Raw genomic sequence first — 16,630 nt, 5'->3', positions numbered from 1 at the left:
TTAAATTGCTGTTTCCAGAAAGGAGGTGATCCAGCCGCACCTTCCGATACGGCTACCTTGTTACGACTTCACCCCAGTCACGAACCCTGCCGTGGTAATCGCCCTCCTTGCGGTTAAGCTAACTACTTCTGGCAGAACCCGCTCCCATGGTGTGACGGGCGGTGTGTACAAGACCCGGGAACGTATTCACCGTGACATTCTGATCCACGATTACTAGCGATTCCGACTTCACGCAGTCGAGTTGCAGACTGCGATCCGGACTACGACTGGTTTTATGGGATTAGCTCCCCCTCGCGGGTTGGCAACCCTTTGTACCAGCCATTGTATGACGTGTGTAGCCCCACCTATAAGGGCCATGAGGACTTGACGTCATCCCCACCTTCCTCCGGTTTGTCACCGGCAGTCTCATTAGAGTGCCCAACTAAATGTAGCAACTAATGACAAGGGTTGCGCTCGTTGCGGGACTTAACCCAACATCTCACGACACGAGCTGACGACAGCCATGCAGCACCTGTGTTACGGTTCTCTTTCGAGCACTAAGCCATCTCTGGCGAATTCCGTACATGTCAAAGGTGGGTAAGGTTTTTCGCGTTGCATCGAATTAAACCACATCATCCACCGCTTGTGCGGGTCCCCGTCAATTCCTTTGAGTTTCAACCTTGCGGCCGTACTCCCCAGGCGGTCAACTTCACGCGTTAGCTTCGTTACTGAGTCAGTGAAGACCCAACAACCAGTTGACATCGTTTAGGGCGTGGACTACCAGGGTATCTAATCCTGTTTGCTCCCCACGCTTTCGTGCATGAGCGTCAGTACAGGTCCAGGGGATTGCCTTCGCCATCGGTGTTCCTCCGCATATCTACGCATTTCACTGCTACACGCGGAATTCCATCCCCCTCTACCGTACTCTAGCTATGCAGTCACAGATGCAGTTCCCAGGTTGAGCCCGGGGATTTCACAACTGTCTTACATAACCGCCTGCGCACGCTTTACGCCCAGTAATTCCGATTAACGCTTGCACCCTACGTATTACCGCGGCTGCTGGCACGTAGTTAGCCGGTGCTTATTCTTACGGTACCGTCATGATCCCTCTTTATTAGAAAGGGACTTTTCGTTCCGTACAAAAGCAGTTTACAACCCGAAGGCCTTCATCCTGCACGCGGCATGGCTGGATCAGGCTTTCGCCCATTGTCCAAAATTCCCCACTGCTGCCTCCCGTAGGAGTCTGGGCCGTGTCTCAGTCCCAGTGTGGCTGGTCGTCCTCTCAGACCAGCTACAGATCGAAGGCTTGGTGAGCCTTTACCTCACCAACTACCTAATCTGCCATCGGCCGCTCCATTCGCGCAAGGTCTTGCGATCCCCTGCTTTCATCCGTAGATCTTATGCGGTATTAGCACAGCTTTCGCTGCGTTATCCCCCACGATTGGGCACGTTCCGATGTATTACTCACCCGTTCGCCACTCGCCACCAGGATTGCTCCCGTGCTGCCGTTCGACTTGCATGTGTAAGGCATGCCGCCAGCGTTCAATCTGAGCCAGGATCAAACTCTATAGTTCGATCTTGATTTTGCGCCCGACCTCGCGGTCGAGCAAAACTCACAAAAACGGAATTGAAGTGAACTTCACTTCTATTCTCATGAGCGTTTAAAGTCTTGCGACTTGTTCCGAAGAACTTGGCAATTACCTTCAAACGCCCACGCTTATCGGCTGTAGATTTTTAACGAACCCGAAGCAACTTTCGTTTCTTCGTCTTGCTTGCTGTGATCAGCGAAGCCTTGTAGTCTAACACGCTTTTTGAAGAAGCGTCAAACTTTTTTCGCTTTCAACTTCTTCGTTGATCAGCGCCTCAGTGAAGAGACGCTGCGAATCCGTTTCAGCGGAGCCTTCGATTATGTCTCGGTTTTGGCAACTTCGTCAACTATTTTTTGGCTCCTCGTGACATCTTCGGTGCTCAGCACTTTGGAGGTCACTGGACACCTGCTTCGCCTGCTCTGGCCGCTCTCTCAGGCTTGGCCGTCTGGAGCGGGTCGAGGGCACACTTTTCAGATGTCTACACAAATAAGAAAGCCCCAACCGATTGGTTGGGGCTTTCTAGGCTGTAAGAGCCTGACGATGACCTACTTTCACACGGGAACCCGCACTATCATCGGCGCTGACGCGTTTCACTGTCCTGTTCGGGATGGGAAGGAGTGGTACCACGTCGCTATGGTCATCAGGCATAAAAGGTTGCCTGCCTGATCTGAGATCAAGCAAACGAATTCATAGAGTTTGGAATCAGCTTTTGGCGAATTATTTTGAATGCGTCAACTTGGCATAACACCTTGATCTGACTGATCAAAGTTATAGGGTCAAGCCGCACGAGCAATTAGTATCAGTTAGCTTAACGCATTACTGCGCTTCCACACCTGACCTATCAACGTCCTGGTCTTGAACGACTCTTTAGGGGGCTCAAGGCCCCGGCAGATCTCATCTTGAAACGAGTTTCCCGCTTAGATGCTTTCAGCGGTTATCTCTTCCACACTTAGCTACTCGGCAATGCCACTGGCGTGACAACCGATACACCAGAGGTGTGTCCACTCCGGTCCTCTCGTACTAGGAGCAGGCTTCCTCAAATCTGCAGCGCCCACGGAAGATAGGGACCAAACTGTCTCACGACGTTTTAAACCCAGCTCACGTACCTCTTTAAATGGCGAACAGCCATACCCTTGGGACCGGCTACAGCCCCAGGATGAGATGAGCCGACATCGAGGTGCCAAACACCGCCGTCGATATGAACTCTTGGGCGGTATCAGCCTGTTATCCCCAGAGTACCTTTTATCCGTTGAGCGATGGCCCTTCCATACAGAACCACCGGATCACTATGTCCTGCTTTCGCATCTGCTCGACTTGTCAGTCTCGCAGTTAAGCACGCTTATGCCATTGCACTATCGTCACGATGTCCGACCGTAACTAGCGTACCTTCGAACTCCTCCGTTACGCTTTGGGAGGAGACCGCCCCAGTCAAACTGCCTACCATGCACTGTCCCCGATCCAGATAATGGACCTAGGTTAGAACCTCAAACACACCAGGGTGGTATTTCAACGTTGGCTCCACAAGATCTAGCGACCCTGCTTCAAAGCCTCCCACCTATCCTACACAGATCTGTTCAAAGTCCAATACAAAGCTACAGTAAAGGTTCATGGGGTCTTTCCGTCTTTCCGCGGGGAGATTGCATCATCACAAACATTTCAACTTCGCTGAGTCTCAGGAGGAGACAGTGTGGCCATCGTTACGCCATTCGTGCAGGTCGGAACTTACCCGACAAGGAATTTCGCTACCTTAGGACCGTTATAGTTACGGCCGCCGTTTACTGGGACTTCAATCAAGAGCTTGCACCCCATCATTTAATCTTCCAGCACCGGGCAGGCGTCACACCCTATACGTCCACTTTCGTGTTTGCAGAGTGCTGTGTTTTTAATAAACAGTCGCAGCCACCGATTTTTTGCAACCCATTCATGCTTCGTTGTTCACTACACACTAATAGGGCACACCTTCTTCCGAAGTTACGGTGTCAATTTGCCGAGTTCCTTCTCCTGAGTTCTCTCAAGCGCCTTAGAATACTCATCTCGCGCACCAGTGTCGGTTTGCGGTACGGTCGTATATAGCTGAAGCTTAGTGGCTTTTCCTGGAACCTCGTTCAGTCACTTCACGGACAAGTCCGCTCGATCGTTGGCCTCGGTATATGTGCACCGGATTTGCCTAATGCACGCCTACATCCAACTAAACCAGAATAATCCAATAACTGGATGACCTATTAAGATCCGTCCCCACATCGCACTATATATCGGTACAGGAATATTGACCTGTTTCCCATCAGCTACGCATCTCTGCCTCGCCTTAGGGGCCGACTCACTCTACGCCGATGAACGTTGCGTAGAAAACCTTGCGCTTACGGCGAGGGGGCTTTTCACCCCCTTTAACGCTACTCATGTCAGCATTCGCACTTCTGATACCTCCAGCACGCTTTACAACGCACCTTCACAGGCTTACAGAACGCTCTCCTACCACTTGCAATAAATTGCAAATCCGCAGCTTCGGTAACTGGCTTAGCCCCGTTACATCTTCCGCGCAGGACGACTCGATCAGTGAGCTATTACGCTTTCTTTAAATGATGGCTGCTTCTAAGCCAACATCCTGACTGTTTTAGCCTTCCCACTTCGTTTCCCACTTAGCCAATTTTAGGGACCTTAGCTGGCGGTCTGGGTTGTTTCCCTCTTGAGTCCGGACGTTAGCACCCGGTGCTCTGTCTCCCAAGCTGTACTCATCGGTATTCGGAGTTTGCCTTGGTTTGGTAAGTCGCCATGACCCCCTAGCCAAAACAGTGCTCTACCCCCGATGGTAATACTTGAGGCACTACCTAAATAGTTTTCGGAGAGAACCAGCTATTTCCAAGTTTGTTTAGCCTTTCACCCCTATCCACAGCTCATCCGCTAGTTTTGCAACACTAGTCGGTTCGGACCTCCAGTACCTGTTACGGCACCTTCATCCTGGCCATGGATAGATCACTTGGTTTCGGGTCTACACCCAGCGACTGATCGCCCTATTCGGACTCGATTTCTCTACGGCTTCCCTATTCGGTTAACCTTGCCACTGAATGTAAGTCGCTGACCCATTATACAAAAGGTACGCAGTCACCCCTTACGAGGCTCCTACTTTTTGTAAGCACGCGGTTTCAGGATCTATTTCACTCCCCTCCCGGGGTTCTTTTCGCCTTTCCCTCACGGTACTAGTTCACTATCGGTCAATGATGAGTATTTAGCCTTGGAGGATGGTCCCCCCATGTTCAGACAGGATTTCTCGTGTCCCGCCCTACTTGTCGCAAACTTAGTACCACACAGGTCATTTCACGTACGGGGCTATCACCCGCTATGGCCAGTCTTTCCAAACTGTTCCGTTATGTCTTGTGCTATCACTTGCAGGCTTCTCCGATTTCGCTCGCCACTACTTTCGGAATCTCGGTTGATGTCTTTTCCTCGAGCTACTGAGATGTTTCAGTTCACCCGGTTCGCCTCGCATAGCTATGTATTCACTATGCGATACCTTTGCAGGTGGGTTTCCCCATTCGGAAATCTCCGGATCAAAGCTAATTTGCCAGCTCCCCGAAGCTTATCGCAGGCTATCACGTCCTTCGTCGCCTATCATTGCCAAGGCATCCACCACGTGCTCTTATTCACTTGACCCTATAACTTTGACGTCTCACCAGATCGCTCCAGCAAAACACAAAATCATTTCAAGGAATATGTCAGGTCTTTCACCTGACGCGTTATGCCGTTACATTCAAAATTCGATTTGACTCGAAATTGAAGTTTCTTTTGACGCAATCAAAAATTCTATGTTGCTGATGGCACGGTCTGCACTAAACCTTTACGAATGTGCAGTTTCCATCAGCAACGCTGATTCGACTCTATGAATTTTTAAAGAACAGCCGATTGATCAAGAGATCTCGATCAACAACAAAGAAGCCTCATGCATGAGCACGAAGCCGCTTTGGTGTTGAGTGTAAGTATCGTGTTGTGGTGGAGGATGACGGGATCGAACCGACGACCCCCTGCTTGCAAAGCAGGTGCTCTCCCAGCTGAGCTAATCCCCCGGATCTCCACGTTGTTCATTGGAAGTTTGGTGGGTCTAGTTGGGCTCGAACCAACGACCCCCGCCTTATCAAGACGGTGCTCTAACCAGCTGAGCTACAGACCCATGTCGATCGACTCGACTTTTCCAACAACCGATAAGTGTGGGCGTTTAAATTAAATTGCTGTTTCCAGAAAGGAGGTGATCCAGCCGCACCTTCCGATACGGCTACCTTGTTACGACTTCACCCCAGTCACGAACCCTGCCGTGGTAATCGCCCTCCTTGCGGTTAAGCTAACTACTTCTGGCAGAACCCGCTCCCATGGTGTGACGGGCGGTGTGTACAAGACCCGGGAACGTATTCACCGTGACATTCTGATCCACGATTACTAGCGATTCCGACTTCACGCAGTCGAGTTGCAGACTGCGATCCGGACTACGACTGGTTTTATGGGATTAGCTCCCCCTCGCGGGTTGGCAACCCTTTGTACCAGCCATTGTATGACGTGTGTAGCCCCACCTATAAGGGCCATGAGGACTTGACGTCATCCCCACCTTCCTCCGGTTTGTCACCGGCAGTCTCATTAGAGTGCCCAACTAAATGTAGCAACTAATGACAAGGGTTGCGCTCGTTGCGGGACTTAACCCAACATCTCACGACACGAGCTGACGACAGCCATGCAGCACCTGTGTTACGGTTCTCTTTCGAGCACTAAGCCATCTCTGGCGAATTCCGTACATGTCAAAGGTGGGTAAGGTTTTTCGCGTTGCATCGAATTAAACCACATCATCCACCGCTTGTGCGGGTCCCCGTCAATTCCTTTGAGTTTCAACCTTGCGGCCGTACTCCCCAGGCGGTCAACTTCACGCGTTAGCTTCGTTACTGAGTCAGTGAAGACCCAACAACCAGTTGACATCGTTTAGGGCGTGGACTACCAGGGTATCTAATCCTGTTTGCTCCCCACGCTTTCGTGCATGAGCGTCAGTACAGGTCCAGGGGATTGCCTTCGCCATCGGTGTTCCTCCGCATATCTACGCATTTCACTGCTACACGCGGAATTCCATCCCCCTCTACCGTACTCTAGCTATGCAGTCACAGATGCAGTTCCCAGGTTGAGCCCGGGGATTTCACAACTGTCTTACATAACCGCCTGCGCACGCTTTACGCCCAGTAATTCCGATTAACGCTTGCACCCTACGTATTACCGCGGCTGCTGGCACGTAGTTAGCCGGTGCTTATTCTTACGGTACCGTCATGATCCCTCTTTATTAGAAAGGGACTTTTCGTTCCGTACAAAAGCAGTTTACAACCCGAAGGCCTTCATCCTGCACGCGGCATGGCTGGATCAGGCTTTCGCCCATTGTCCAAAATTCCCCACTGCTGCCTCCCGTAGGAGTCTGGGCCGTGTCTCAGTCCCAGTGTGGCTGGTCGTCCTCTCAGACCAGCTACAGATCGAAGGCTTGGTGAGCCTTTACCTCACCAACTACCTAATCTGCCATCGGCCGCTCCATTCGCGCAAGGTCTTGCGATCCCCTGCTTTCATCCGTAGATCTTATGCGGTATTAGCACAGCTTTCGCTGCGTTATCCCCCACGATTGGGCACGTTCCGATGTATTACTCACCCGTTCGCCACTCGCCACCAGGATTGCTCCCGTGCTGCCGTTCGACTTGCATGTGTAAGGCATGCCGCCAGCGTTCAATCTGAGCCAGGATCAAACTCTATAGTTCGATCTTGATTTTGCGCCCGACCTCGCGGTCGAGCAAAACTCACAAAAACGGAATTGAAGTGAACTTCACTTCTATTCTCATGAGCGTTTAAAGTCTTGCGACTTGTTCCGAAGAACTTGGCAATTACCTTCAAACGCCCACGCTTATCGGCTGTAGATTTTTAACGAACCCGAAGCAACTTTCGTTTCTTCGTCTTGCTTGCTGTGATCAGCGAAGCCTTGTAGTCTAACACGCTTTTTGAAGAAGCGTCAAACTTTTTTCGCTTTCAACTTCTTCGTTGATCAGCGCCTCAGTGAAGAGACGCTGCGAATCCGTTTCAGCGGAGCCTTCGATTATGACTCGGTTTTGGCAACTTCGTCAACTATTTTTTGGCTCTTTCTTCGCTCAGCCTGACTGGCTTTGAAGCCTGTCTTGCCGACTCACAACTGATGCTGTGTGTTGAGCGAAGCCCACGAGTATATGCCAAAGTTTCAGCCCGGCAAGTCCGCTCTCAGAAATTTTTGAGTCGGATGGCCTCGACGCATCGGACCTATATATAGAGGCAAAGTTTCGGCTCAGGCGCCCCTTGGATAATCGCCACTACATGGCACTCATCACACTCCTCGACGCACAACTCGCGTTCGGTCACGTCCCGCTCCTCAATCATGCGGACTTCTCCCTTCAGGCATCGGAACGCATCGGGCTCATCGGCCGCAATGGGGCCGGCAAGTCGTCGCTCCTCAAGATACTGGGGGGCCTGGAGAAGACGGACGATGGCACCCTGCAGTTGCAGCAGAACCTGCGCGTCGCCTATGTGGCGCAAGAGCCGGTGCTGGATATGGATGCGGATGTGTTCACCGCTGCCAGTGCCGGGCTGGCGCCGGTCATCGCCGTGCGAGACCTCTATCTCTCCGGTGCGGAGGGTCTGGACCTGGACGCCCTTCAGTCTCAGATCGAAGCCTTCGATGCGTGGAACTGGGAGCAGCGCGTCGAGGAGACGCTGCACCGCCTTCACCTGGACCGCGATGCACGCGTCGGGTCGCTCTCGGGCGGCACCCGCAAGCGCGTGGCGCTGGCGCAGGCTTTGGTCGCCGCCCCGGACGTCCTGCTGCTCGACGAGCCGACCAACCACCTGGACCTCGATTCCATCGAGTGGCTGGAAGGCCTGCTGATCGACTTCAAGGGCAGCGTCATCACGATCACCCACGACCGGAGCTTTCTCGACCGCGTCGCCACCCGCATCGTCGAGCTGGACCGGGGCAAGCTCAACTCCTACCCCGGCAACTTCGCCCAGTACCTCCTGCAGAAGGAAGAGCAACTCGCCCAGGAAGCGGTGATCAGCGCCAAGGCCGACAAGCTCCTCGCCCAGGAAGAGGTCTGGATCCGCAAGGGCGTCGAAGCGCGCCGCACCCGCAGCCAGAGCCGTATCGGCCGCCTGGAAGCGCTGCGCGCGACCCGTGCCTCCAGGCGAGAGGTGCAGGGCAGCGTCAACATGGACGTCGCCAGCGGCCAGTCCAGCGGCAAGATCGTGGCTGAACTGACCGATGCGACCAAGTCCTTCGGCCCGAAGACCGTGATCCGCAACTTCAGCGGGACCATCCTGCGCGGCGACAAGATCGGCCTGCTCGGCCCCAACGGCGCCGGCAAGACCACCCTGCTGAAACTCATCCTCGGCGAGCTCGAACCCGACAGCGGCAAGGTTCGCCGCGGCACCAACCTGCAGGTCGCCTACTTCGACCAGATGCGCGAGGCACTGGATCTGGACGCCACGCTGGAAGACTTCATCAGCCCCGGCAGCGAGTGGATCGAGATCGGCAAGCAGCGCAAACATGTGAAGAGCTACCTGGGCGACTTCCTCTTCTCCCCCGCCCGCGCCAATTCGCCCGTGCGCTCCCTCAGCGGCGGCGAGCGCAACCGGCTGCTCCTGGCCCGCCTCTTCGCGCGGCCGGCCAATGTGCTGGTGCTGGACGAGCCCACCAACGACCTGGACATCGACACGCTCGAGCTGCTCGAAGACCTGCTGCAGAGCTACGACGGCACCGTCTTCCTGGTCAGCCACGACCGGACCTTCCTGGACAACGTCGTGACCAGCACCATCGCCTATGAAGGCGACGGCCACTGGCGCGAGTACGAAGGCAGCGTGCAGGACTGGCTCACCCAGTCCAAGCGGGCCCGCGAGATCGCCGAGCAGCGCGCGGCCGCTGCACCGCCTCCGGCGGCTGCGCCCGCGCCGGTCTCACCCACCCCGGCCGACACCCGCCCCGCCGTCGCCCGCAAGAAGCTTAGCTACAAGGAGCAGCGCGAACTCGACGCCCTGCCGACCACCATCGCCGCGCTGGAAGAAGAGCAGCAACGCATCAGCGAGACGCTGGCCCTCGACGGCGGCGCCATCTACGCGAGCGACGCGACCCACGCCGCGGCCCTGGCCGAGCGCCACGCCCGCATCGACGAGGAACTGCTCGCCGCGCTCGAACGGCAGGAAGCGCTCGGCGCCACGCGCTGAAAGCTGGCGCATCGTCGGCTGCCGTCCGACGATGGCCGCGGGCGGCTTGCGCTATACCGACAGCCTCTCCACCGCCGAACCCGCCGCATGCCACCTTTTCGCGCCTTCACCCGCCACCTTCGCACCGGCGCACTGGCGCTGCTGCTTCCGCTGTTTCTGGCGGTGGGCTGTGCTCAATTGCCCAAGGATGTCGAGCGCCCGGTCTCCAACGCCCTCGCCTCACCGGCCGACACGCCGCTGGGCACCCTGGTGCAAGAACGGCGCGGCGCCGAAAAGGCGCGCTTCGATTCCGGCTTCGTGCTCCTCAACGGCCCGGCCGCCGCCTACGGCAGCCGGCTCGCACTGGTCGAAGGCGCCCGGAAGACGCTCGACCTCCAGTACTACGCCATCCATGCCGACGCCAGCACCGGCCGGCTGCTGCGCGGCGTGGTGGAGGCGGCCCGGCGCGGCGTGCGCGTGCGGGTGCTGCTCGACGACTTCCACAGCACTGGCCGCAACGCGCTGGTCATGCAGCTGGCCTTCGATCCGAACATCGAGATGCGCATGTTCAACCCGGTGGCCGGCGCGCGCGGCTCGTCCGTGGGGCGCATGTTCAACGCCCTCGGCGATTTCGATCGGGTGCAGCAGCGCATGCACAACAAGCTCTTCATCGCGGACAACGCCATGGGCGTGACCGGCGGCCGCAACCTGGGCGACGCGTACTTCGGCATCGCACAGACCGGCAACTTCGTCGACGTCGACGTGCTCGCCGCTGGCCCGATCGTCCAGGACATGTCGCGCAGCTTCGACAGCTACTGGAACAACGAGCGGGCCTACCCCGTGCAGTCGTTGGTCGAGCGGGAGGAACTGCTCAAGATCCGCGACCGGGTGCGCGCCGCCACCACCGCACAGCAAGGGCGGAGCGACAACCCCGACGGCCCCCAGCCGCCCGACGGCGAGACGCGTCCGGCTGACGCGGGGCCGACGGACGCCCAGCGTGCCGCCGCCTGGGACGAGAAGCCGCTCGACCTGCGCACGGTCACCTTCGTCTGGGCGCCGGCCGTGATGCTGGCCGACAAGCCCGCCAAGATCGCCGCCGAAGCGAACAGCCCGCCGGACACCTCACCCGGCCCCGCGCTGGTCGTGACGCGAGCACGCAGCGCCGAGGGCGCCCGGCGCCTGTCGGCCCTGGAAGACGCCTCGGCGAGCGCGGACGGCGGCGAGACCGTCATTTCCGGCCTGCTGCAGCTGATCGACCAGGCCACGAAAGACCTGACCATCATCTCGCCCTACTTCGTGCCCGGCCCGGACATGAAGCGCGCCTTTGCCGCGGCCCGTGCGCGCGGCGTGCGGGTGCGGGTGCTGACCAACTCGCTGGCGTCCAACGACGCCCCCATCGCGCACGTCGGCTACGCACGGCACCGCGAAGAACTGCTGGCCATGGGCGTCGAGCTGTACGAAATGCGCAGCGAGCAGGCGAGCGTCGGCAGCGCCCTCGGCGCCTCGGGGGCGAGCGCCACCGGCGAATCGCGCTCGATGCTGCACTCGAAGGTACTGGTGATGGACGGCCGGCTGCTGGTGGTCGGCTCCATGAACCTGGACCTGCGCTCGCAGCTGCAGAACACCGAACTCGCCCTGCTGATCCGCAGCGCCGAGCTGTCACGCGCCGCCATCGCGCAGATCGACGAGGTCATGCAGAGCGGCGCGTGGCACGTCGAACAGGTCGACGGCAGCCTGGTCTGGCGTGCACCGCCGGGCAGCGGCCTGTCGGACACCCGCACCGAGCCGGACGCCAGCCTCGGCCTGCGCCTGATGCTCAAGCTCTTCGGCCCGCTGGCACCGGACGAATTGCTGTAGCCGCGGCCGGCACCACCGTCAGGCCAGCGCCTGCGTCACGGTGTGGATCAGCAGCCCGACCAGCCCGCCGACCAGCGTACCGTTGACGCGGATGAACTGAAGGTCGCGACCGATGTGGCGCTCCAGCTCGTCGGTCATCTCCTGCGCATTCCACTGTGCGACCCGCTCGACGATGTAGCGCCGGATGTCCTCGCGGTAGCGGGCGATCGCCACCGGCGCGGCGTCGGTGATCTGCTCGTTGATCCAGTGGCGGAAGGCCGCGTCCTGCTGGAGCCGCTCACCCATCGAGCCGGCCAGCGCGGCGATGCGCCGGCGGATGGTCGAATCGTCGCGCGCCAGGTCGTCGTGCAGCCAGGCCAGCAGCGTGTCCCACAGGCCGCGCAGGTAGTCCGTGAGCGCCGGATGCGCCAGCAACTCGGCGCGGATCGCCTCGCCGCGCGCGCGGAACTCGGGATCGGACTTCAGCCGCTCGACGAAGTCCGCCATGAAGCCGTCGAAGCGCACCCGCAGCGGGTGCCCCGGCTCGGCCGCCACGTCGCCCAACGTGTTCACCAGGGCCGAGACGATCTTGCGGGTCGCGGCGCGGGCCGCCACCTGATCGAGCCCGACGTAGCGCAGCGTCTTGATCTCACGCGCGATCGCCTCGGTGATGTGCTCCTGCACCGTCTCGCCCTGCATCAGGTCGGCGACCTGTGTGAGCACGTCGTCGAGCAGCGCCTGGTGCCGCCCGCCAGCGGTCAGCGCGTCCAGCGACTGGCCCAGCAGGCGCGACACGTCGATCTGCGCCAGGCCGGCGGCGGCGGCGCGCCCGACGAAGGCGCGCGCCCGCTCGTCGTCGAAGGCGCTCAGGCCGTAGCGCACCGCGGCCACCGCATGCTGGCCCAAGCGCTCGCCATGCGCCGGCTCGGCCAGCCACTTCGCCAGGCGCGCCGCCGGGTCGAACTCGCGCAGCTTGGCCAGCACCTGCGGCGTGCTCAGAAAGTTGTCGAGGATGAAGCCGGCCAGCTTGGCGCCGATGCGGTCCTTGTTGGCCGGGATGATGGCGGTGTGCGGAATCGGCAGGCCCAGCGGATGACGAAACAGCGCGACCACCGCGAACCAGTCGGCGATGGCGCCCACCATGGCCGCCTCGGCAAAGGCGGCGACATAGCCCCAGGCCGGGTGCCGCGCCTCCAGTGCATGGGCCACGCCGTACAGCACCGCGGCGCCGCACAGCAGGCCGAGCGCGACGCGCTTCATCGCGACCATCGGAGCCCGGGGCGCCTCACGTCAGGCTGCGGGTCTGGGCCAGGCCGCGCAGGAAGCCCTCGCAGCGCGCCAGCTGCTCGAGCGTCACGTACTCGTCGGGCTGGTGCGCCTGGGTGATGCTGCCGGGGCCGCACACCACCGTCGGGATGCCCGCGCCCTTGAACAGCCCCGCCTCGGTGCCGAAGGCGACCAGCGTGGTGCCCTGCTCGCCCGACAGGCGCTGCGCCAGCTTGGTGATCGGGTCGTTGGCCGAGCCGAGGAAGCTGGGCACCTCGCAGATCGTCTCGAAGCGGAAACCCGTTTCCGCCGCGACCTTCTTCATCGGCGTCTCGAGCCGGCCGGCGTAGGCCAGCACTTCCTTCTGCATCTGCTGCGCGTCGGCGGTCGGCAGGTTGCGGAATTCGTAGCGGAACTCGGCGTCACGCGGCACCACGTTGTCGGCGATGCCACCGTGGAACTGGCCGACGCTGGCGGTGCTGAAGGGCACGTCGAAGCCGTCGTAGCGTCGCTCGTTCAGCTCGAAATCCTCCGCCATGTCGCGCACCTTGCCGACCACGCGGGCGGCCATCTCGATGGCGTTGACCGACTGCGGCGTCAGCGACGAATGCGCCTCCTTGCCGCGCACGCAGCAGCGGTAACGGTACACGCCCTTGTGCGCGATGGCCGGCACCATGCTGGTGGGCTCGCCGATGATGCAGGCCATCGGCTGGATGTTCTGCTCCTTCATGTCGGCGATGAGCTCGCGCACGCCGAAGCAGCCGACCTCTTCGTCGTAGCTGAAGGCGAAGTGCACCGCGAAGGGCGCGTTGCTCTCCAGGAAGGCCTCGGCATTGGCCAGCGCCACGGCGATGAAGCCCTTCATGTCGGCGGCACCGCGGCCGTACAAGCGCGGGCTGCCCAGGGCGGCGAGCTCGTCGTCGGGCCCGGCCGGCACCGGGCCGCCGCCTTCGGAGGGCCAGTGCTGCACCATGGCCGAGAGCGGGTCGATGCTCCAGTCCTGCCCGTCCCAGGGCACGGTGTCGGTGTGGCCCGACAGGATGATCCCGCTGCGCTTTCCCGCGCCGAGCGTGGCGAAGAGGTTCGCCTTGGTCTTGTCGGCGTTGTAGGTGAGGCGGCTGCGCACGCCCAGCGTGGCGAGCTGGTCGCGCACGAAGCCGATCAGTTCGAGGTTGCTGTTGGCGCTCACGGTGTTCATGCGCACCAGGATCTGGGCCAGCTCGAGGCTGCGGGCTGAGAGGACATGTGACATGCAGCCATTGTCCCCGGAAGTTCGCGCCAGCGGTCTGGCAGGCCGCCTGCCATTCGTAAGGTGCACGCTGGCCATTCGCTGACCGCGTCCGCCCATGGCCCATCGGAAACCAGCCGCTGCGCGGTGGCATCGGCACGGTCTTTGCGGGCTCGACGGCCCACGCCTAGACTGTGTCCCATGAAACTCATCGATTCGCTCGTCACCCAGGCTGCCGGCATCGCCTCGATCCGACGCGACCTGCATGCCCACCCCGAACTCTGCTTCCAGGAAGTCCGCACCGCCGACGTCGTCGCGGCCAAGCTGACCGAATGGGGCATCCCGATCCACCGCGGCCTCGGCACCACCGGCGTGGTCGGCATCGTGAAGAACGGCACCAGCACGCGCGCCATCGGCCTGCGCGCCGACATGGACGCGCTGCCGGTGACCGAGCTCAACACTTTCGAGCACGCCAGCAAGCACCAGGGCAAGATGCACGCCTGCGGCCACGACGGTCACACCGCCATGCTGCTGGCGGCGGCCCAGCACCTGGCCAAGCACCGCAACTTCGACGGCACGGTCTACCTGATCTTCCAGCCGGCCGAAGAAGGCGGCGGCGGCGCGCGCGAAATGATCGCAGACGGCCTCTTCGAGAAATTCCCGATGGACGCCGTCTACGGCATGCACAACTGGCCCGGCATGAAGGCCGGCCAGTTCGCCGTGAGCCCCGGTCCGGCCATGGCCTCGAGCAACGAGTTCAAGATCACCATCCACGGCAAGGGCGGCCACGCCGCGCTGCCGCACACCGGCGTCGACCCGGTGCCGGTGGCCTGCGAGATGGTGCAGGCCTTCCAGACCATCCTCACGCGCAACAAGAAGCCGACCGACACCGGCCTGATCTCGGTCACGATGATCCACGCCGGCGAGGCCAGCAACGTGATCCCCGACATCTGCGAGCTGCAGGGCACGGTGCGCACCTTCACGATCGAGGTGCTCGACCTGATCGAGCGCCGCATGAAGCAGATCGCCGAGCACATCGGCGCGGCGCATGACACCGAGGTCGACTTCTACTTCCACCGCAACTACCCGCCGACCATCAACACCGCCGCCGAGGCTGACTTCGCCCGCGAGGTGATGGCCGGCATCGTCGGGGCCGACAACGTGCTGCCGCAGGAAGCCGCGATGACGGCGGAAGACTTCTCCTTCATGCTGCAGGCCAAGCCCGGCGCCTACGCCTTCATCGGCAACGGCGACGGCGCGCACCGCGACATGCACCACGGCGGCGGCCCGTGCACGCTGCACAACGCCAGCTACGACTTCAACGACGACCTGATTCCGCTGGGCGCGACCTGCTGGGTCGAGCTGGCCGAGCAGTTCCTGAAGCCCGGCAGGACCGGCGTGTGATCGGCGTCGTCGAGGCTTTTTCGCCCAGCTATGCGCTGGCGCGCCGCAAGTTCCTGCAGGGTTGCGTCGCCGCCGGCCTGACGGTCGACACGCACCCACACCCACTAAAGGGCAAGGACGGCGAAGACCTGGCGATGGACGTCGCCTACGACGGCCCGGCCGAGGCAAAGCACCTGCTGATGGTGACCAGCGCCTGCCACGGCATCGAAGGCCACTGCGGCAGCGGCGTGCAGGTGTTCGCGCTGCACGACGCCGAGTGGCGCGAGAAGGCGCGCCAAGCCGGCGTCGGCGTGCTGTATGTGCACGCGCTGAATCCGCACGGTTTTTCATACGGCCGGCGCGTCACCCAGGAGAACGTCGACCTCAACCGCAACTTCGCGGACTTCACGCAGCCGCTGCCGGTCAACGCAGGCTACGCCGAGCTGCATCCGATGCTGCTGCCGAAGGCCTGGCCGCCTTCGCCGAAGAACCAGGCCGAGATCGATGGCTGGATCGCGTCGCACGGTGTGGCCGCGTACCAGGCCGCCATCTCTGGCGGCCAGTACCAGTTCGACGACGGTCTCTTCTTCGGTGGCACGGCGCCGACCTGGAGCAACCGCACGCTGCGGCAAGTGCTGCGCACCCATGCCCGGCAGGCGACGCGCCTCGCCTGGATCGACCTGCACACTGGCCTCGGCCCGAACGGGCATGGCGAGCGCATCTTCGCCAGCCACCGCGACGACGCCGCGGCCTACGCGCGCGCCAACGTGTGGTGGGGCGGCGAGACGGCGGTGACCTCGATGTTTGACGGCTCGTCCACCTCGGCGCGGCTCACCGGCCTCATGTGCAGCGTGATCGACGAGGAATGCCCGCAGGCCGAGTACACCGGCATCGCGCTCGAATACGGCACGCAGCCGATCCTCGAGGTGATGGGCGCACTGCGCGCCGACCACTGGCTGCACAAGCACCCGGGCGCTGCGCCGGACTTGGCCGAAGCCATCTACGCACGCATGCGTGAGGCCTTCTACACCGACACCGACGCCTGGAAAGGCCAGGTCGTCAGCCAGGCACGGCAGGCGATGTTCCAGGCCGTGGACGGCCTGAGCGTCAAGACCTGAGCCTG

6 protein-coding genes, 2 tRNA genes and 4 rRNA genes are annotated in these 16,630 nt (G+C 60.6%); 4 read left to right on the top strand and 8 right to left on the bottom strand.

The window, feature by feature from the left end:
• Positions 1 to 18 precede the first annotated feature (18 nt).
• The 6 genes from ACSFA0_RS03880 to ACSFA0_RS03855 form a co-directional block, all read right to left on the bottom strand.
• Positions 19 to 1,553: ribosomal RNA gene (locus tag ACSFA0_RS03880) — 16S ribosomal RNA — on the bottom strand.
• 547 nt (positions 1,554 to 2,100) lie between these two features.
• Positions 2,101 to 2,213: ribosomal RNA gene (gene rrf, locus ACSFA0_RS03875) — 5S ribosomal RNA — on the bottom strand.
• 127 nt (positions 2,214 to 2,340) lie between these two features.
• A 23S ribosomal RNA gene (locus ACSFA0_RS03870) occupies positions 2,341 to 5,216 on the bottom strand.
• A 334-nt stretch (positions 5,217 to 5,550) separates the two neighbouring features.
• Positions 5,551 to 5,626, bottom strand: a tRNA-Ala gene (locus ACSFA0_RS03865).
• 27 nt (positions 5,627 to 5,653) lie between these two features.
• Positions 5,654 to 5,730 (bottom strand) — tRNA-Ile (locus ACSFA0_RS03860).
• 68 nt (positions 5,731 to 5,798) lie between these two features.
• A 16S ribosomal RNA gene (locus ACSFA0_RS03855) occupies positions 5,799 to 7,333 on the bottom strand.
• The 16S, 23S and 5S rRNA genes sit together here with 2 tRNA genes alongside, the layout of an rRNA operon.
• 583 nt (positions 7,334 to 7,916) lie before the next feature.
• On the opposite strand from ACSFA0_RS03855, the gene ACSFA0_RS03850 reads away from it, so the two are divergent.
• Entirely contained in the window at positions 7,917 to 9,815 is a 1,899-nt protein-coding gene (locus tag ACSFA0_RS03850) for an ATP-binding cassette domain-containing protein (protein ID WP_435448916.1), read from the top strand.
• Between the two features lie 87 nt (positions 9,816 to 9,902).
• Positions 9,903 to 11,651, top strand: a complete 1,749-nt coding sequence (locus ACSFA0_RS03845; RefSeq protein WP_435448915.1) for a phospholipase D family protein — start codon at positions 9,903 to 9,905, stop codon at positions 11,649 to 11,651.
• 18 nt (positions 11,652 to 11,669) lie between these two features.
• Here the strand turns inward: ACSFA0_RS03845 and ACSFA0_RS03840 are convergent, their stop codons facing one another.
• Both ACSFA0_RS03840 and ACSFA0_RS03835 read right to left on the bottom strand, forming a co-directional pair.
• On the bottom strand, positions 11,670 to 12,890 hold the full coding sequence (locus ACSFA0_RS03840; protein ID WP_435448914.1) for a DUF445 domain-containing protein: 1,221 nt from the start codon (positions 12,888 to 12,890) through the stop codon (positions 11,670 to 11,672).
• 25 nt (positions 12,891 to 12,915) lie between these two features.
• A complete protein-coding gene (locus ACSFA0_RS03835) occupies positions 12,916 to 14,148 on the bottom strand; it encodes a M20/M25/M40 family metallo-hydrolase (protein ID WP_435448913.1) in 1,233 nt (410 codons plus the stop codon).
• Between the two features lie 177 nt (positions 14,149 to 14,325).
• On the opposite strand from ACSFA0_RS03835, the gene ACSFA0_RS03830 reads away from it, so the two are divergent.
• Together ACSFA0_RS03830 and ACSFA0_RS03825 are read left to right on the top strand one after the other, a co-directional pair.
• Positions 14,326 to 15,528, top strand: a complete 1,203-nt coding sequence (locus ACSFA0_RS03830) for a M20 aminoacylase family protein (protein WP_435448912.1) — start codon at positions 14,326 to 14,328, stop codon at positions 15,526 to 15,528.
• The gene (locus ACSFA0_RS03825) at positions 15,525 to 16,625 is read left to right on the top strand and encodes a M14 family metallopeptidase (RefSeq protein WP_435448911.1); all 1,101 of its coding nucleotides are present in this window, start codon (positions 15,525 to 15,527) and stop codon (positions 16,623 to 16,625) included. The genes ACSFA0_RS03830 and ACSFA0_RS03825 overlap by 4 nt, the downstream gene beginning before the upstream one ends.
• Positions 16,626 to 16,630 lie beyond the last annotated feature (5 nt).

Source organism: Variovorax restrictus (genome assembly GCF_051216715.1).
In the GTDB taxonomy this organism is placed as follows: Bacteria; Pseudomonadota; Gammaproteobacteria; order Burkholderiales; family Burkholderiaceae_C; genus Variovorax.
The sequence above is the reverse complement of the archived record's forward strand: the minus strand, read 5'-3'. Positions and strand labels throughout refer to the sequence as shown.